16 protein-coding genes are annotated in these 17,961 nt (G+C 44.8%); 13 read left to right on the forward strand and 3 right to left on the reverse strand.

The genetic code is table 11. The features are described 5' to 3' along the window. Positions 1 to 7: 7 nt before the first annotated feature. A complete protein-coding gene (locus AZI86_RS08285; protein WP_253715827.1) occupies positions 8 to 436 on the reverse strand; it encodes a GNAT family N-acetyltransferase in 429 nt (142 codons plus the stop codon). A 25-nt stretch (positions 437 to 461) separates the two neighbouring features. Next, a complete protein-coding gene (locus AZI86_RS19200) occupies positions 462 to 779 on the reverse strand; it encodes an HNH endonuclease (protein WP_157684660.1) in 318 nt (105 codons plus the stop codon). A gap of 374 nt (positions 780 to 1,153) precedes the next feature. Here AZI86_RS19200 and AZI86_RS08295 point away from each other — a divergent pair, with 374 nt between their 5' ends. The 13 genes from AZI86_RS08295 (at position 1,154) to dinB (ending at position 16,344) form a co-directional block, all read left to right on the forward strand. Then, entirely contained in the window at positions 1,154 to 1,633 is a 480-nt protein-coding gene (locus AZI86_RS08295; protein WP_061834585.1) for an FKBP-type peptidyl-prolyl cis-trans isomerase, read from the forward strand. 15 nt (positions 1,634 to 1,648) lie between these two features. Then, positions 1,649 to 2,134 carry a YajQ family cyclic di-GMP-binding protein gene (locus AZI86_RS08300; protein WP_061834586.1) on the forward strand — a complete coding sequence of 162 codons (486 nt, stop codon included), beginning with the start codon at positions 1,649 to 1,651 and terminating at the stop codon, positions 2,132 to 2,134. 129 nt (positions 2,135 to 2,263) lie between these two features. Then, on the forward strand, positions 2,264 to 2,644 hold the full coding sequence (locus tag AZI86_RS08305; protein WP_061834587.1) for an RNA recognition motif domain-containing protein: 381 nt from the start codon (positions 2,264 to 2,266) through the stop codon (positions 2,642 to 2,644). Between the two features lie 64 nt (positions 2,645 to 2,708). Further along, a complete protein-coding gene (locus AZI86_RS08310) occupies positions 2,709 to 3,323 on the forward strand; it encodes an arylesterase (RefSeq protein ID WP_061834588.1) in 615 nt (204 codons plus the stop codon). Beyond that, on the forward strand, positions 3,320 to 3,985 hold the full coding sequence (locus tag AZI86_RS08315) for an ABC transporter ATP-binding protein (RefSeq protein WP_061834589.1): 666 nt from the start codon (positions 3,320 to 3,322) through the stop codon (positions 3,983 to 3,985). The genes AZI86_RS08310 and AZI86_RS08315 overlap by 4 nt, the downstream gene beginning before the upstream one ends. Continuing rightward, positions 3,986 to 6,529 carry an ABC transporter permease gene (locus AZI86_RS08320; RefSeq protein ID WP_061834590.1) on the forward strand — a complete coding sequence of 848 codons (2,544 nt, stop codon included), beginning with the start codon at positions 3,986 to 3,988 and terminating at the stop codon, positions 6,527 to 6,529. Beyond that, the gene (locus AZI86_RS08325) at positions 6,530 to 7,546 is read left to right on the forward strand and encodes an L-threonylcarbamoyladenylate synthase (protein ID WP_061834591.1); all 1,017 of its coding nucleotides are present in this window, start codon (positions 6,530 to 6,532) and stop codon (positions 7,544 to 7,546) included. 102 nt (positions 7,547 to 7,648) lie between these two features. Beyond that, positions 7,649 to 8,506 carry a GNAT family N-acetyltransferase gene (locus AZI86_RS08330; RefSeq protein WP_061834592.1) on the forward strand — a complete coding sequence of 286 codons (858 nt, stop codon included), beginning with the start codon at positions 7,649 to 7,651 and terminating at the stop codon, positions 8,504 to 8,506. A gap of 130 nt (positions 8,507 to 8,636) precedes the next feature. Next, complete coding sequence (locus tag AZI86_RS08335; protein ID WP_061834593.1) at positions 8,637 to 9,494, forward strand: Ku protein; 858 nt, start codon at positions 8,637 to 8,639, stop codon at positions 9,492 to 9,494. After that, complete coding sequence (ligD, locus tag AZI86_RS08340) at positions 9,494 to 12,037, forward strand: DNA ligase D (protein WP_061834594.1); 2,544 nt, start codon at positions 9,494 to 9,496, stop codon at positions 12,035 to 12,037. Before AZI86_RS08335 ends, ligD begins: the two co-directional genes overlap by 1 nt. Before the next feature lie 7 nt (positions 12,038 to 12,044). After that, a complete protein-coding gene (locus AZI86_RS08345) occupies positions 12,045 to 14,381 on the forward strand; it encodes a phosphoenolpyruvate carboxylase (RefSeq protein WP_061834595.1) in 2,337 nt (778 codons plus the stop codon). 20 nt (positions 14,382 to 14,401) lie between these two features. Continuing rightward, a complete protein-coding gene (locus tag AZI86_RS08350) occupies positions 14,402 to 15,238 on the forward strand; it encodes a lysophospholipid acyltransferase family protein (protein ID WP_253715828.1) in 837 nt (278 codons plus the stop codon). Between the two features lie 32 nt (positions 15,239 to 15,270). Continuing rightward, a complete protein-coding gene (gene dinB, locus AZI86_RS08355) occupies positions 15,271 to 16,344 on the forward strand; it encodes a DNA polymerase IV (RefSeq protein ID WP_061834596.1) in 1,074 nt (357 codons plus the stop codon). On the opposite strand, the gene AZI86_RS08360 is transcribed toward dinB, so the two are convergent. After that, on the reverse strand, positions 16,341 to 17,960 hold the full coding sequence (locus AZI86_RS08360) for a response regulator (RefSeq protein WP_061834597.1): 1,620 nt from the start codon (positions 17,958 to 17,960) through the stop codon (positions 16,341 to 16,343). The genes dinB and AZI86_RS08360 overlap by 4 nt on opposite strands. Between the last annotated feature and the right edge of the window lies 1 nt (position 17,961).

Genomic DNA, 17,961 nt, shown 5'->3' on the forward strand with positions numbered 1-17,961 from the left:
TCAAAGTTTATCGGGGATCGAATCTCTTGTACATGACTTTATGGGGACCGATCTGGGGCAAGTCGAACATGGGTCCATAGAGAGTAAAGCCCAGGCTTTCATAGAAGGGAAATGCGACTTCCCTTGCGTTAAACCATATAAAGTCACATTCCAGTGTCGTTAAATGTTCGATGCCTTTTGCAAGCAACTTTTTTCCAAGACCTTGACCCTGCAAATCTTTGTCTACGGCCATCCCGCGCAAGCGATAGGGAGTGCGGGCGGGAAAATCGGGATGTTCTTGCTGAATAAATGTCGAAACACCCTTGATGTCTCCATCAAGGAAAAGGGCAAAGTGAAATGTAGTTGGATAATTATCATCAGGATAGGCGCACTCCGCTTCGCTGGCGAAGGGCTTTAAGATTTTTTGTCGAAGCGGCAAAGTCTCAAAGCCTTTCACCAAACGAATTTCAAAAGACACTTTTTTACCCCGTACTTAATCGAAGATACGGACTCCAATCGGGAGGCACATGGTCTTCGCCGATTTCTAAAGCTAGAGTCGGCAGCCAGTTTGGCGCTTTAGGCTCATTCAGTAAAGGCATATTTGCCGTTCGCGGAGTGCGGTTGGCTTTTTTCTGATTGCAAGCGCGGCAAGCAGAAACCACATTTGTCCAATTTTTGGGGCCGTTATGTGAAGCAGGTACGACGTGATCAAGAGTGAGCTGTTTTGCGGGAAGTTTTGTGGCGCAGTATTGGCAGGTGTATTGATCGCGGATATAGACATTTTCGCGACAGAATCGCACGGCGTTGGAACTCCGTGGTCGCACATATGTCTTGAGGCGCAAGACACTGGGGAGCTGGAATCTCCGTTGGACGGACCGGGCGAAGGCAGAGTGATATTCCAGTATCTCTACCTTACCTTGAAACCATAAAACCAAGGCCTTTTGCCAACTTACGACCCTCATCGGCTCGTAACTAGAGTTGAGCAGCAAGGACCTCAGTGAGGACATGTGCATCATGCGTTGTCTCCCTCTGCAGGCGTCTGTTTAAGTATATCTGAGTCGATGTGTTAAAAACAAGCCCCCCTCTTAAATATCCAGAAATACAGGCTGTTTTAGATTGAAAAAGGTGTCTATTAGTGGGATACCGAGCCCCAATAGACGCTTGGGAGGTCCAGATGAAACGAGTTTTAGCTTTTAATTATGTCCTTAAAGGTCCTGATGGAACTGTTTTGGATGCTTCAGAGCGTGGTCAGCCGCTTCCATTTCTTGAAGGTACTGGCCAAATTATTCCTAAACTTGAAGACGAAATTAAAGACCTTAAAGAAGGCGACAAAAAAATTGTTAAAATCAAAGCGGCTGATGCTTACGGCGAAGTGAAAGACAATATGTTCATGGAAGTTCCGAAAGAAGAACTTGCGCACTTGCCACAGCTTGATATCGGCGCTCACTTGCGTTTGGAATTGCCCCAAGGAGCTCACATCGTGAAAGTTTCTAAAATCAGCGACACGCATGTAACTCTCGATGGAAATCATCCTTTAGCAGGACAAGATTTAGAATTCGATATCGAAATGGTTCTGATCCGCGAAGCAACAACTGACGAAGTCTTGCACGGTCACCCGCACGGCCTTCACGGCAATGCAGGGCACGGCCATTAATTAGGAGTTTTCTGAATGCCATCATTTGATATTGTTTCTGAACTAGATGTCCAAGAAGTTGATAATGCTATCAACCAAGCTCGCAAGGAAGTCGAAGGTCGTTACGATTTTAAAGGAAGTAAATCAGAGATTCAGTGGGATAAAAAAGAAATCACCTTATTGGCTGAAGACGATTACAAAGTCGAGGCCATGGGTGGAATCCTGCAAACCAAACTTCATCGACGCGGTATAGATATTAAGGCGGTGAAGTTTGAGAAACCTGAACCAGCTGGTGGCAAAATGCTCCGCCAAAAGGTCACTTTGGTCCAGGGTATTGACCGCGAGGTCGCCAAAGACATTTTAAAGCTTATTAAAGATTCTAAATTAAAGGTTCAACCAAGTATTGCTGACGATAAAGTCAAAGTTTCGTCAAAAAGTATCGATGAACTTCAGGAGTGCATTGCATTGGTTAAGGGCGGAAGTTTTGCTGTTCCCTTACAATTTAATAATATGCGTTCATAGAAAAGTTTGAGCTTGCACAGTATTTGGGCTGTGCTAATTTGTATATGTATTTAAGTTCCCGTGTGAGTGGTCTCGATTTTATGCTGTTCGAAGGCGTCCCGGGGTCTAGCCGACCATAAGGAGGTCTTTGTGGCTAAAAAATTATATGTAGGAAACTTGCCGTACTCAGTTGATGACGAGGCACTTCACCAACACTTTGCTCAATTCGGAGCAGTTGATTCAGCAAAAGTTATCATGGACAGAGAAACGGGCCGTTCAAAAGGTTTCGGTTTCGTAGAGATGGCTGACGATTCAGCAGCTGACCAAGCTATTGAGCGTGGTAACGGCGTTGAGCTTAACGGTCGCGCGATCAACGTATCTGAAGCTCGTCCACAAGCTCCTCGCGAAGGCGGCGGTGGTCGTGGCGGCGGTCGCGGTGGTTTCGGCGGTGGTGGCGGTGGCCCACGTCGTTCTGGTGGCGGCTTCGGCGGCGGACGCGGTGGTTCTGGCGGTGGCGGATCTCGCTACTAAGACCCCATAAGTTTGACTTAGTCAGACTTGTTAAAAAGGTTTTTCAAAGGTCTCATAGGAAACTATGAGACCTTTTTTATTTTTCATCTCAGCACTCATTTCATTTTCCCTTTTATCTGCAAATGCCTTCGCCGAAAAAAAATTAGTCGTCCTTGGTGATTCCATCACTGAAGGTTATGGCGTGGCAAAGTCGGCAGCGTATCCCACATTGCTGGAAAAAAAACTTCATGAAGCCGGCAAAAAAGAATGGACCGTGATTAATTCTGGCGTCAGTGGATCAACCACGGCTTCAGGATTGTCGCGCATGAAATGGCTATTTAAAAGCAAGCCCGATGCCGTGCTTTTAGTCTTAGGTGCCAATGATGGTTTGCGTGGCTTAAAAGTCGAAGCCAGTCAAAAAAACCTGGCGGATGCCATTGAGTACGCCCAATCGCAAAAAGTGAAAGTCATCTTGGGTGGTCTTTATATGCCGCCGAATTATGGTAAAGACTATACAGATCAGTTTAAAAAAATGTATTCGGATCTGGCGGCGAAATACAAAGTCACTTTGATTCCATTCATTCTTGATAAAGTGGGCGGTGATCCCAAATACAATCTTGCTGATGGTATTCATCCAAACGAAGAAGGACATAAAATTATCGCGGATACGATTTTCAAGGTCCTAAAGGGGGCCTTGTGAGTCTTATCTTAAAGTCCGTAAAAAAAGGTTTTCACCAAGGTGACACCGAGATCAATGTGCTTAACGGCTTAAACGCCATTATCGAACCCGGACAAGTCGTATCGATCGTGGGGCAATCCGGCAGTGGTAAATCGACATTGTTATCCCTGTTGGCGGGCCTAGAGCGTGCAGACACAGGGCAAATTTTAGTGGATGGTGTAGATCTTGTTCCGTTGACTGAACAAGAGATGACTTTGTTTCGCGCTCAAAATATCGCGATCGTTTTTCAACAGTATCATTTGATTGCGCATCTAACGGCGTTGGAAAATGTGATGTTGGGGTTAGAGATTTTAAAAATCGATAACGCTAAAGAAAAAGCGGAAACGGCCTTAAAAGAGCTTGGGTTAGGACATCGTTTAAACCACTTCCCAAGTCAGTTAAGTGGCGGGGAATCCCAGCGCGTGGCAATTGCGCGCGCCTTGGTGGTCCAGCCTAAAATTCTTTTGGCCGATGAGCCTAGCGGAAACTTAGACACGCATACTGGTGATAAAGTGATGGATGTGTTTTTTGAAGTGGTTCGTAAATATAAAATCACCACTATTTTAGTGACCCACAGTGAAGGCTTGGCTCAACGTTGCGAGCGCACCTTGCGCTTGCAAGAAGGTCAGTTGAGGGAAGTCTAAATGTTATTTCGATTAGCCTTTCGCGAATTGCGGCGCAGCTGGCGCTTTGGTTTGTTTTTCATTTTTAATTTAAGCTTGGGTCTTACCGGATTTGTCGCCCTTCAAGCATTTAATTCCGCTTTAAATGCGCAGATCAAAGCCAACGCCAAATCCATTCTTTCGGCGGACTTGGCAATTTCCGCCCGTCGTGAACTGACGGAAGACGAACTTAAAAAAACGCGTGCGGTTTATCCCGCGGGCACAGAAGAAAGTAAAATGTATGAATTCTTTGCCATGATGAATTCGGCAAAGGGTTCGCGTCTGGTGATGATTAAGGCTATTGATGGGTCGTATCCGATTTATGGCAGTCTGGATTTAGAATCAGGTACTTCCATCGTTCAGGGATCAAAAAAAGATATCATCGAAAATAAAACGGCTTGGATTTATCCCGAACTGCGAGCGCAGTTGGGGCTGGAAGTGGGCGATGAAATTCAGTTGGGATCTTTAAAATTAAAAATCTCTGAAGTGATCCAAAAAGACGCGACCCAAACTTTCCGGATGGCTTCATTAGCACCCAGAGTTTATATCAATCGCGCCTACTTGCCTCAATCGGGGCTTCTGCAATTTGGAAGTACATTTTCTTTAGCTTATCTTTTAAAAATTCCTGAAAAAGTACCGATGGCGCCCCTTCAGGACGAGCTTTATAAAGCGTTGTCTGATCCTGCCGTTCGGGTTGAAACCCCAGACAGTGCGGGTGAAGATTCGGGTCGTCAGTTAGGATATCTGTCAGATTATTTAGGCCTGGTTTCGATCATTGCACTTTTTATGTCAGCCTTAGGGGCGGCCTACATTTATCGTCTGTTCCTTTCTTCGCGCATGAAAGAAATTGCGATCTTAAGGACCCTAGGATTGCAAAGCTGGGAAGCAGTGGGCGTGTACGTCATTCAAGCATCTCTCTTAGGTTTGCTAGCAACGGTGCCGACACTGCTTTTTAGTCATTTGGTTTTGCCGTTATTAAGTAAACTCCTGGCAAGCTTTACCCCATTTGATTTACAACCCAGCATCAGCCTAGAGGCTATTATTGTCTGTTTGGTGATGGCGGTGTTTGGCAGCTTTGTTGTGAGCATGCCGTTTTTGATGAAGATTTTTGATCTTCGCGCCGCCAAATTATTTAGCGAAGAAAAATTTGCGGTCGGTGATGGGGTTCGTCGTTATTGGACGTTCTTACCACCAGTGATGTTGTTTTATTTTTTATCGGTGTATCAGGCTCATTCGTGGAGGATTGGCTCTTTATTCGTGGGTTCAATGGTCGCTGTCATCATTCTTTTAACCGTGATCGGCTATGTGGCGGTAAAAGGCGCGGGATTGCTGACCGGATTTAAGACGTGGTTCTTGCGTTTTAGTTTCTTAAGTCTCTCACGTCGTGCGATTGCCAGCTTAGCCGTTTTTGTGGCTTTGGGTTTAGGGGCGTTGTTAATTAATATCTTACCGCAGTTAAAAAACTCGTTGCAGTCTGAATTTCGATTTGAAGGGCGATCTAAAATTCCTTCATTATTTATTTTTGATATTCAAGATGAACAGCTGCCGGGAATTCAGAAGGTCCTAGAAAATAATCAGCTAAAGCCATTGGGGCTTTCTCCCTTGGTTCGAGCTAGAATTTTAAAAGTTAATGATCAAGATTATGAACGAAAGCTTGAGGGAGAAGGTTTTAAAACCCGCGAAGAGGAAAACGAAGCGCGTTTTCGTAACCGGGGAGTGAACCTTTCTTACCGTGAAGGTCTTTCTGATTCAGAAACTTTGATTGAAGGTCGTCCTTTTTCGGGCGATTTTAAGCCAGATCAAAAAGTAGCCGAGCTTTCAGTTGAGATGCGTTTTGCAGATCGCATGGGCTTTAAAATTGGCGATAAGTTGCTCTTTGACGTGCAAGGTGTTGAGGTCGAAGGTGAGATCATTAACTTAAGAAAAGTAAAATGGACAAGTTTTCAACCTAACTTCTTTATTTTGGTTCAAAATGGCGTTTTAAATGAGGCGCCGAAAACCTATATCGCAGCCATTCCGTCAATTGCTGAAAACCGCCGCGTGGAACTGCAAAACCAAGTGGTGAAGGAATTCCCGAATATTTCGGTGATCGACGTCGTTCGGGCGGTGGATGATGTCTTAAAAACGGCAGAGAAAATGAGTTGGTCCTTAGAGCTCATGGCAGCATTAGCTCTGATTACGGGTTACATCGTTTTGTTTTCAATTGTACGTAGCCAGATTAAGCTGCGCCGTTGGGAATTGAATATGCTTAAAATTCTGGGGGCATCGGGCCAGGAAGTGGCGAGCTTCATTTTGGTTGAATTTGCCTTTTTATCTTTCTTGGCAGCCACCGCGGGTTCATTTTTAAGCATTCTTGTGAGTTTTTCTTTAAATACCTTTATTTTTGAAAGTGAATTCACCCTGTCTTGGCTGCAACCCATGGTTTCGGTGGTCATCATCACGGCAATTAGTTTGCTTGTCTCTTTCCTTGCGAGCCTGGATATTGTAAAAGAAAGTGCTTTAAGTATCCTGCGCGAGGAAAAATAAATGGGAATGACCCAAGATATTGCCAAAGCAAAAAACATTCTGGATGAGGGAGGCGTTATCGGCCTTCCCACCGAAACCGTTTATGGCTTGGCCGCGCGTATCGACATTCCCTCGGCCATCGAAAAGATCTTTAAAACCAAAGAACGACCTTTTTTTGATCCCTTGATTGTGCACGTTTCATCCATGGCTCAAGCCCAAAAAGTGGCCGCTTACTGGGGGCCGGTGACGGAAATCTTGGCGCAAGCTTTTTGGCCGGGTCCTTTGACGCTTGTTTTACCTAAAGGATCGTCGGTAAACCCCATGATCACCTCAGGCCTTGAAAGTGTTGGTATTCGCATGCCCGCGCACCCGGTGGCTTTAGAGATTTTAAACAAAGTCGGAACACCGCTGGCGGCTCCAAGTGCGAATAAGTTTGGTAAAACTTCGCCAACATCTGCGGCCCATGTACGAACGGAATTTGGAAAAGAAGATGTTTTTGTCGTCAATGGCGGGGATTGCAATATCGGGATTGAGTCCACTGTATTGTCCGTTAAAGAAAATGGGCGTGAAGCTGTGCTTTCCATTTTACGCAAAGGTCATATCTTAAGATCTGATCTTGAAAAGGTCTTAAACACTAAGAACATTTCTTATCAATTTGTGGAAACGACAGACAAAAAGGAATCCCCCGGCCATATGAAGCATCATTATATGCCGCCGGTGCCTTTTATCGTCTGTAAGGATTCAAAGCGTCCGTTAGCAAGCATCCTGCAAGAAGTGAATCAACAGTTGGCAAAGCTGCCAGATGAAATCGAAAGTATTAAAATCGTAAAGCCTAAAGAAGGTTTAAAAACAATCACCGCTTTAAAGCTGGATAACGATCCGGTTCTCGCGTCTAGGGAATTTTACGCCAAACTTCGTGAAGCGGCCGCCGCTGGAAGTGATGGCATTCTATTTTACCAAGAGTCCTTTCATGATGGGGAACGATGGGAACCCCTGTTTGATCGCTTAAATAAAGCGGCGTCCTTGATTTTGAACTAGACCTTTTCAATTATCCTCACAAAGACTCGACAGAATCTTAAGACTCTTCTGACAATTTCGTTTCGAAAATATCGTTAGACTTGAGGTCACAAGGGGGACTTCATGATTAACGCCATTGCTTCAGCCAGCGGTCGAGTGTCTTCAAATATCCAGTCATTTTACCAACTGCGCTCCAATCGTATTCATAAGTTTAAGGCGAAGATTGAAATTCAATCCGAGGTTGGGCCTTTTGAAATTAAGACCGCGACGAATGTGGATGAGCTTAAAGAAGCCTTGGCTCTTCGTTACGAAGTTTTTCACCGCGAGATGCAAGGCAAAACCCGACTGCGCGGCTTTGATGTGGATAAGTATGACTTTGACTGTGATCACTTAATTATCAAAGAAAAGCGCACCAATCAAATCATCGGTACTTACCGATTGAACTGCTCTTTATTCACGGACAGCTTTTATACTTCTAAAGAGTTTTTGATGAATGAGATTCTTCAGCAGCCGGGCGTAAAGCTTGAGCTGGGGCGTGCTTGCATTCATAAAGATTTCCGTCGCGGGGTTTTGGTTTCCTTATTATGGCGCGGAATTGCGGAATACATGGCCGCTAGTGACGCCAAAATGCTATTTGGTTGTGCCACTGTAATGACGGATGATCCCCGAGATGCTGCTTTATTAACTCGCTATTTCGAAGAAGAAAACAGAATCATGGCGGGATTGCGTACTCGCCCTACGTTGGCTTATACGATGCCCATGCTAAATTATTTTATGAACGAAATTCGCAGCCCTCTCACGGAGACTCAGAGAGCGGAAGCGGAAAATCTTTTACCACCGTTATGTCGGGCTTACGTTAAAATAGGCGCCGCCATCGGGGGCGAGCCAGCATGGGATCAAGAATTTCAATGTATTGATTTCCTGACTATCTTACAGCGTGAAGATCTCAACCGAACGCTGTGGAAAAAATTTAAACTTTAGTAAACTTAAGGCCAGTCTTTGACAGATCACACGGTCTACCGTGTGAGTTTTGTCATTATCCGCACGTTTTTTTGGAAGCATGGTATGAAGCAGTCTACTTTGTTAAGAGCAAAGGAAGTAGGAGGCGACCATGCGATCAAATATCTGGAAGGGCTCCATCAGCTTTGGCCTTTTAAATATCCCCGTCAGTCTGCAATCAGCGCAACAAGATAAAGACCTTCATTTTTCGATGTTAGATTCGAAAGATATGGCCCATATAAAATACAAAAAAGTGAACGCCAAAACGGGTCGCGAAGTTCAACAAAAACAAATCGTAAAGGGTTATGAATATAAGCCCGGTCAATATGTGACCATCACCGATGCAGACTTTGAAAAGGCGAACACCAAAGCCACCAAAACCATCGATATCGAAGATTTTGTTCTATTAGAAGAAATCGACACCATGATGTTTGAAAAGCCTTATTACATTGCGCCTCAAAAAGGCGCAGAAAAAGGATATTTCCTTTTAAGAGACGCCTTAGAGAAAACCAAAAAAGTCGCTATTGCTAAAATCGTGATCCGCACTAAACAGCATTTAGCGGCCATTTTGTCTAAGGGTGATTACCTAGTTTTAGAACTTTTGCGTTTCGCCCATGAAATGAAAGATGTAAATGAAGTAAATTATCTTTCAGAGGTTAATAAGCGCGTTCGCTTTTCGGAGCGTGAGCTAAAAATGGCCGAAGACCTGATCAAAGGAATGACGGCTAAGTGGAAGCCCGACAAATATAAGGACACCTATTACGACGACATGATGAAACGAATCAAAGCCAAAGTAAAACAAGGCCGCGGTCAAAAAGTCGAAGAAGTCGAGGAGGTGGAAGATATCGAAGAATCATCCAATGTGGTGGATTTATTGCCACTGCTACGTAAAAGTCTGCAAGAGCGCGAGGGTGGCGGAAGAAAAAAAGCCTCTACTCGTCGTAAAGCCCCTGCGCAAAGGAGAGCTTAATGCCGATTCAGGAATATAATCGCAAAAGAAATTTCAAGGCGACCCCCGAACCTAAGGGCGGAACAAAGTCAAAAAAGAATGCCCGGAAGGAAACTCCAAGAATGTTTGTGGTGCAAGAACACCATGCCTCACACCTGCATTATGATTTCAGGCTGGAATTAAATGGCGTTTTAAAAAGTTGGGCAGTACCGAAGGGCCCCTCTTTGGATCCAAAAACAAAACGCCTGGCCGTGGAGGTCGAAGATCATCCTTTAGAATACGGATCATTTGAAGGAATTATTCCCGAGGGAAATTATGGTGCGGGTCATGTGCATATCTGGGATACCGGAGTTTGGACGCCGGTGGGAAGTCCGCGTGCGGGTTTAGCCAAAGGACATTTAGAATTTGAATTAAAGGGAAAAAAGCTGCACGGACGGTGGATGCTACTTCGTACCAATCGCGGTGGCAGTAAGGCACAGTGGTTGCTGGTGAAGCGCACCGACGAATATGCTCAAGCGGGGCACGAGGTTGAACCCATCGCTACGGACGACGATGCTGGGAATCTGGATCAAGTCTGGCAAAGCAACCGTAAAGCAAAAGGATCAAAAAAAGTTCAAGCGTCGGCTAAGCCCAAAAAGGCGGTCCAAAAAAAGTCGGGGGCGCGAAAAGCGCCTCCCAAATTCATCGATCCTCAGCTCGCGGTCCTCGTTAAAGAAGTTCCCCAAGGTGAAAAATGGGTTCATGAAACAAAGTTTGATGGCTATCGCACGCAAGCTCGCGTGCAAGGGGAGGATATATCTCTTTACAGTCGCAGTGGTCTTAATTGGACAAATAAATATCCACGTATCGCCAAGGCCCTAGAAAATTTGGCTGCGGACAATGCCGTTTTAGACGGTGAAATCGTGTGGGTGGAAGAAACAGGGCGTACCGACTTTCAAAAATTGCAAAATGCGCTAAAGACCTCGGACACAAGCCGTATCGTTTATTATATTTTTGATTTACTTTTTGTGGACGGCGAAGACTTGCGAGATAAACCTCTTTGGGAGCGGAAAGAAAAACTAAAAACGCTGCTTGGTGAAACTAAGAGTTCCCTTTTAAGGATGAGTGACCATATCGAAGGACACGGCCAAGAACTTTTAGATGCCGCCTGCGAACATCATCTTGAAGGAATCATTTCCAAAAATATCGACAGCACCTATGTCTCTGCCCGCACCAGTGATTGGGTGAAAGTAAAATGTCATAAGCAGCAAGAATTTGTGATCGGCGGATTTTCCGCTGGTGAGGGTTCGCGTGGCGCTCTGGGTTCCCTCTTGCTAGGAGTCTACGAAGGAAAAAAACTTCGTTACGCGGGTAAGGTCGGAACAGGCTTTACCGAAACCTCGTTGAATGATGTCTATAAAAAATTGAAGAAACGTGAAATTAAAGAGTCCCCTTTTGATTTAAAATCACCGCGAGAAAGAAATCTGCACTGGGTAAAACCAGAACTGGTCGCCGAGGTGACCTTCGCCAATTGGACCAGTGATGAAGTTTTACGACAAGCCGTCTTTCACGGACTCAGAGAGGATAAAAACCCTGTGGAAATTCATGTGGAAAAAGAAAAGGTCGCGCCGAAACTTTTAGCGAAAACAAAGGGATCAAAAAAAGAAGTAAGTACAAAAAAGGCGAAAACGGCGAAAAAGACAATAGCGCCAGCGGAAGATGTCGCCATCACCAATCCAGAAAAAATAGTCTTTAGAAAAGAAAAGATCACCAAGCGGGATCTGGCGGAGTACTACCAAATGATCACTCCGTTGATTTTGCCTTACGTCGAAGACCGTCCCTTAAATCTTTTGCGCTGTCCGGACGAGGCCGGCAAAAACTGCTTTTTTCAAAAACATATGACTGGCAAGGCCACCGACAATATGATCCCGGTACGTATTAAAGAAAAAAGCGGAACGAAAACATATCTGACGGTAGAAACGGCAGAGGGGATTGCGGACCTGGTACAAATGCGCGCCTTTGAAATTCACGTCTGGGGGTCTAAGGCCGGTCATTTAGAGCATCCCGACCAGATCGTGATGGATTTTGACCCGGGCCCGGGCACTTCCTGGAAAGATACGGTCAAGGCGGCTTTTGATCTAAAAAAAATACTGGATAAATTAGATCTGAAAAGCTTCGTGAAAGTTTCTGGTGGTAAGGGAATTCACGTGCAAGTACCCATTGCACCGATTTATTCTTGGGATCAGGTCAAAGATTTTTCCAAGGCTTTAGGTGAAGAAATGGCCCGTCGCGACGACATCTATACGGTGTCGATCGCTAAAGCCAACCGGAATGGAAAGATCTTTGTGGATTATCTTCGTAACGGCCGCGGTGCCACGGCAGTGGCCCCTTATGCTGTGCGGATGCGAGAACAAAGTGCGGTGGCGATGCCGATAAGCTGGGATGAACTTAAAAAGCTTAAAGCAGCTAATTTCTTTGATCTTAAGACGGCAATAACATTTTTGAAAAAACGTAAAAAAGACCCTTGGCAAGGTTATACTGACCTTCAACAAAAGATCTCGATTCTTAAACCGAATGTGAGATAGTGGGGGAATGGAAAAAACGCTTTCAAAAGAGTTAACGGGTTTAGTGGACTGGGCGGTCACCGCTTTGGGTGATATTATTCGCATTGAGTTGGGCGAACGAGGATTTCAAAGAATAGAAAAAATCAGGAAGTTCGTTAAATCTTCTGAAGGACAAAAGCTTCGGGGACTGATGAAGCTTAAAAAGGATTTAGATAAACTAAGCGCCGCTGAAAGATTTCATATCGCTCATTCCTTTGCGTTGATGTTAGAAATAATTAACTGTTGTGAAGCGGCTTATCGTACCTATCGTTTAAAACAAGAAGAATATCAAATAGACCGCGAGTCTCATCGATTTGGCCGAATCATTCATGTTCTTACCGCGCATCCCACCGAATCGCGAAGTGCCGATGCGATTTATTATTTTCGAAAAATCCAAGAGCTTTTAGAAAGACGCCTAGAAAAAGCGCAAGATCAAGATTTAGAAGAATTGAAATCTTATCTAAGTTGGTCATGGCGCCTGCCGATGTCTAAGCAGCGAAAGCCCAGCGTTATGGATGAGGCGGAATACATTTATTCCTTGGCCTTAGATAAAGATGTCGTGGATCTTTATATCGAACAGTATAAAAGTGGCCAGCCATTTTATATTCGCACATGGGTGGGCGGCGATAAAGATGGTCATCCGGGTGTGGATGAAAAGTCCATGCTGGGCAGCCTGCGTTTGTCCCGATTAAGCATCATCCGCTGGATGGAAAATAAGTGGGATGCGTTACAACAAGATATCGTCCCCCTTGCGCATACCAGCCATCAGGACCGAAAAAAAACGCAAAGTCTGCTTAAAGAAATTGCCAAGGCAAAAGCAGAGTTAAAAAAATTAAAAGCACTGAAGATGGGGGATGCCCAGCGAGTGCAAAAGTGGGTCAAAGGCGTTGACGATATTCAAAAATCTTACACTTTAAATTTCCGTCAGAAATCAGCTCTTTTAAATGATATTGTCACTTGCGCGAAGGTATTTCCTGGTTTGGTGGTTCCCTTAGAAATTCGTGAAGACAGTAATCTTGTTCATCAAGCACTTAAAGCGAGCCCCGCATCTTTTGCTATTTCCAGAATGCTAAAAACTTTGGATAAGATTTCACCCAACCATGATCCAAGATTTTATGTGCGCGGATTTATTTTAAGCCAAACAGAATCAGAAAACGACATAATCGCGGGGATTCAATTGGTTAAAAGGTATATGCGTGAGCCTCGCTTGCCGGTGGTGCCGTTATTCGAAAGTGCGCATTCGCTGGAAAACAGCGAAGATATCATCACGGCCCTGTTAAAAGATGTGCGCCGCCGGGCCTTGATTAAAAAATATTGGTCATCGAAAATTGAAATCATGGTGGGGTATTCAGACTCGGCTAAAGAAAATGGTTCTTGGCCTTCGCGCTATCTTATTGCCACCGGTATTCGCGGGTTAGAAAAACTAATTCAATCTAAAAAGTTCATTCCGATTTTTTTCCACGGTTCTGGGGGAAGTATTGAACGGGGAGGAGGCTCTGTCCAAGAGCAAACCGAGTGGTGGCCACTAACGGCGTTAGAAACGGTTAAGATGACTGTCCAAGGTGAAACCATTTATCGGAATTACGCAGCGTCTGAAATTCTTAAACGGCAATTGCAAAGATTTGCCGAAGCTCGTGACAATCAAAAAAAGACGACGATGTCGCGAGGAGCGGAAACTCATTTGCATCGTCTGGCAATGTCGGTACAAAACTCGTATCGAAGCATTTTGCAGGAACCGAATTTTTTAGAACTGATCGAATTGGCGACACCATATACTTTTATGAAAGATTTGCGTTTGGGATCACGGCCCGCAAAACGCCAGGGAACGGTGGATTTAAAAAGTCTGCGTGCGATTCCCTGGGTGATGTGCTGGACCCAGACACGATCTCTTTTTCCCACCTGGTGGGGAGTAGGGTCTTTTTGGGATGGGCTGAGCCGCAAAGAAAAAGCTCAATTTCGAAAGATCTTTAAAGAGTCCTCGCTATTTAGAACATATATTAAGGCACTGGGATTCACGTTAGAAAAAGTTGAAATCGACGTCTTTGGGCTTTATCTTTTTGAATCGAAACTTCCGCAAGACGTGGCGCAGGATTTTTATGACCGATTTAAAAAGGAACTGAGTCTTTGTCGTAAAGCGATGAAAGAGATCACGGGGGCAGAAAGTTTACTTTGGTACAGGCCTTGGCTAGAGACCAGTATTTCACTGCGATCGCCGCTGATCCACCCCTTGAACGTATTGCAATTACTGGCTTTGCGGGATCATGACGTGCCCTTGTTGCGTGAGTCTGTAACGGGTATTGCCAGTGGAATGTTGACCACAGGCTGATTTCAGACTTTAATATTTGTGTGACCACAATCTTCGACACATTGCGGGGGATTCTCCGCCTTATTCTTTTTATCTGCACTGTTATCATTTTTCTGATTTGCGCATTCAGTTTCCATCTTATCACGCGCGATCCAGATAAGCGCTTGAAGCGTTTTTCATCCACAGCTTGTTATTTCTGCGGGTGGTTGGTCACGATTCTGAACGCAGAAGTTAAAGTCACAAATCCCCCGACGGAGTCTGAGAAATATCTTTTAGTCAGCAATCACATGGGCTTTTTGGATATTTTGCTCTTAGCTTCGACGCGTTCGATGGTATTTGTAACCTCCAATGAAATGAGAGAAACCCCGTTCTTGGGCCTTTTATGCGAAATGGGTGGTTGTATTTTTGTTGAGCGCCGCAGTCGCACAAAAATTTTGGATGAGATGAAGGGCATCGTGGAAGTTCTTAAGAAAGGCTTCCGCGTCGTTCTTTATCCTGAAGCGACTTCCACCAATGGCGAAAAAGTATGGCCATTTAAAAGGACCTTGATGATGGCCGCGGCTCACGCCGAAGTTCCGATTCAACCCGTGGTTATCAATTATCGCAAAATCAATGGCGATGATTTCAATTTGAAATGGCGTGATCATGTCTGCTGGTATGGGGACACTCCTTTTGCGGTGGCAATGTGGAAGACCTTAACCTTAAGATCGGTGAAAGCCGAAATTGAATTTTTAGAACAGATTCACTCTAAGCCTGAAGACGATCGCGGCCTGGTGGCAGACAAAGCCCATGCGTTGATCGCGGCAAAATTTATTCCCGTCAAAGGGGCAAAGGAGGCTGCCTCGGCCTCGATCGAGTTTGAAACAGATCCGACTTGATTTCCGCTAAATTATATGTAAATAATATGTAAATGAGGAAGATCATTCACATTGATATGGACTGCTTTTATGCCGCGGTGGAAGTGAAGTTCCGTCCGGAGCTCAAAGGAAAACCTTTGGGTATTGGCGGTCCCGCAAATTCTAGAAGCGTGCTGTGCACGGCCAGCTATGAGGCTCGCAAGTTTGGCGTGCGTTCGGCGATGTCTTCCTCTCAAGCCGTTCGCTTGTGTCCTGAGTTGATTTTAATTCCTCCGCATTTCAGTTTATACAAAGAAGAAAGCCGCAAAGTCCGCGAAATTCTTGAGAGGTTTACAAACAAGATTGAGCCTTTGTCTTTAGATGAAGCTTATCTGGACGTGACCGACTGTCCTCTTTTTGGGGGGAGTGCTACCTTGATCGCCCAAGAAATTCGTCGCCTTATTTACACTGAATTAAATTTAACGGCCTCTGCTGGCGTGGCGCCCAATAAGTTTTTAGCCAAAGTGGCTAGTGACTGGAAAAAACCCAATGGTCAGTTTGTGATCCGCCCCCAAGACGTGGAGGGTTTTGTAAAGGACCTGCCGGTGGAAAAAATTTTTGGTGTGGGTAAAGTGACAGCTCGCAAGATGCATGAGTTAGGCCTAAAAAAGTGCAGCGATATTCAAAAGCGCAGTTTAACAGAGCTGCATCAGTGGTTTGGATCTTGGGCGCAAAGTCTGCACAACTATTCCCATGGCATCGACAATAGAGCTGTCAGCACAAGTTGGGAAAGAAAATCCCTGACGGTGGAAGAAACCTATAATCAGGATCTGCAATCATTGGCCGCCTGCCTCAAAGTCGTTCCTGAATTGTACGAAGATTTTCATAATCGCTTAGAAAAGGGCGAATACAAAACGCGCGTAAAAGGTATTGTGGTGAAATTAAAATTTCGCGACTTTAAACAAACAACCCATGAAGAAATCTTTCAAGGCGTTCCGAAGATCGAAGACTTTGAACGTCTGGTAGAAAAAGCTTGGTCTCGCCGTATGTCGCCGGTGCGTTTGGTGGGGCTGGGTGTGCGCTTAGAAACGGAAAAAAAATCCTCCACCGAAGTGAAGGATACTTTACAGATGAAATTTGCGATTTAGTGAACGTTAAGAACTTCAGAGATTCGCGCCATTAAATCTTGACGACGAGCGGGTTTTGTTAATACCGCCGTGCATCCCGCATCTAGGCACTTTTCGCCTTCCTCTTTCATTGCGTGAGCGGTTAAAGCGATGATCGGTTTAGTGAAACCTTGCTCGCGAATACGACGAACTGTTTCGTAACCATCCATCTCTGGCATCTGGATATCCATAAGAATTAAATCTGGATTATTCTTTGAAGTGATTTCAATGGCATCAAGCCCATTTGAAGCTAAGATGATTTCGGCTTGAGTAGCTTGCATATAGCGTTCAATCAAAAGACGATTGTCGCTGACGTCATCGACAACCAAGATCGTTTTGCCGGAAAGATTTAACTTTTTTGTCGGAGCTTCCGATTTTTTTTCGGCCTTTGGCGACTCGACATTTCGGCCATGTTCAAATTCCATTGAGATTTCAAAGAACGAGCCTTTGCCGAATTCAGAAGAAATAAGTTTTAAATCCCCGTTAAGGGATCTTGCTAATTGGCGAGAAATCACCAGACCTAAACCCGTACCGCCAAAGCGTTTCCGTGTCGACAGATCTGCTTGAGAAAAGGGTTGGAAAAGCTTTTGCCCTTGTTCTTGGGAAATCCCAATTCCGGTATCGACGACTTCAAAGACCAAGCGATCCACTTTTGTATCAGAAGTGCCTTTAGCCGCCGAAACAAAAAGTTGTACGGTCACCGAACCCTTGTCGGTAAATTTAATCGCGTTCCCGATGACATTCAGTAAGATCTGTTTTACGCGCGCAAAGTCCGAATTGTAAACACGGTCTAAGTTCGCCGAAGTTTCGATGATCAGATCAATACCTTTATCGTTAGCTTTTAAGCTTAAGGTTGATTCTACATCCGCGATCAACTCACCCAAAACAAAATCAGAGCGCATAAAGTGCAACTGATGAGCTTCGATTTTAGAAAGATCCAAAATATCGTCAATCAACCGCAATAACAGTTCCCCATTACGACGAATCGCTGAAACTGAGTCACGACGTTCCTGTTCGTCTAAGTCATCTTGAGTAAGAACATCTGAAAAACCTAAAACCGACGCCAGCGGCGTGCGAATTTCATGGGACATGTTCGCTAAGAACTGGCTTTTCGCCATATTTGCTTGCTCCGCTTTTTGGCGCAAGAACTCCACCTCGTCCATTTTTGCTTTGAGCAATTTATTTTGCTTATCAAGCTCAATGAAGGTGCGTACTTTGCTGCGAACGATGTGCGGATCTAAGGGCTTAAAAAGTAAATCAACCGCGCCACTTTCATAACCTTGGAACAAAATACTTTGATCTTGTTGCTGAGCAGTTACAAAGATCACCGGTAAGTGACGTGTTTTATGAACGCCACGGATAAGTTGGGCTAATTCAAAGCCGGTGATTTCTGGCATTTGCACATCTAAAAGGGCCAAGGCGAAGTCATGATCTAAAAGATGAGCTAAAGCGTCTTCTGGACGTTGAGCAGTTAATATCTCAAGATCAGGATTGGCGATAAGTTCAGACAGAGCCAGAATATTCTCTTTGTGATCGTCGACGATGAGGATCTTTGTTTTTTCCAAGAATAAACTCTCTTTCACTATTTCCATCATCATG

Origin of the sequence: Bdellovibrio bacteriovorus (assembly GCF_001592735.1) — a bacterium.
Lineage (GTDB): Bacteria > Bdellovibrionota > Bdellovibrionia > Bdellovibrionales > Bdellovibrionaceae > Bdellovibrio > Bdellovibrio bacteriovorus_D.

Coding starts and splice junctions, on each gene's coding strand:
- AZI86_RS08295 (WP_061834585.1), top strand. CDS start 1,154: ATGAAACGAGTTTTAGCTTTTAATTATGTCCTTAAAGGTCCTGATGGA.
- AZI86_RS08300 (WP_061834586.1), top strand. CDS start 1,649: ATGCCATCATTTGATATTGTTTCTGAACTAGATGTCCAAGAAGTTGAT.
- AZI86_RS08310 (WP_061834588.1), top strand. CDS start 2,709: ATGAGACCTTTTTTATTTTTCATCTCAGCACTCATTTCATTTTCCCTT.
- AZI86_RS08320 (WP_061834590.1), top strand. CDS start 3,986: ATGTTATTTCGATTAGCCTTTCGCGAATTGCGGCGCAGCTGGCGCTTT.
- AZI86_RS08325 (WP_061834591.1), top strand. CDS start 6,530: ATGGGAATGACCCAAGATATTGCCAAAGCAAAAAACATTCTGGATGAG.
- AZI86_RS08330 (WP_061834592.1), top strand. CDS start 7,649: ATGATTAACGCCATTGCTTCAGCCAGCGGTCGAGTGTCTTCAAATATC.
- AZI86_RS08335 (WP_061834593.1), top strand. CDS start 8,637: ATGCGATCAAATATCTGGAAGGGCTCCATCAGCTTTGGCCTTTTAAAT.
- ligD (WP_061834594.1), top strand. CDS start 9,494: ATGCCGATTCAGGAATATAATCGCAAAAGAAATTTCAAGGCGACCCCC.
- AZI86_RS08345 (WP_061834595.1), top strand. CDS start 12,045: ATGGAAAAAACGCTTTCAAAAGAGTTAACGGGTTTAGTGGACTGGGCG.
- dinB (WP_061834596.1), top strand. CDS start 15,271: ATGAGGAAGATCATTCACATTGATATGGACTGCTTTTATGCCGCGGTG.
- AZI86_RS08360 (WP_061834597.1), bottom strand. CDS start 17,960: ATGATGATGGAAATAGTGAAAGAGAGTTTATTCTTGGAAAAAACAAAG.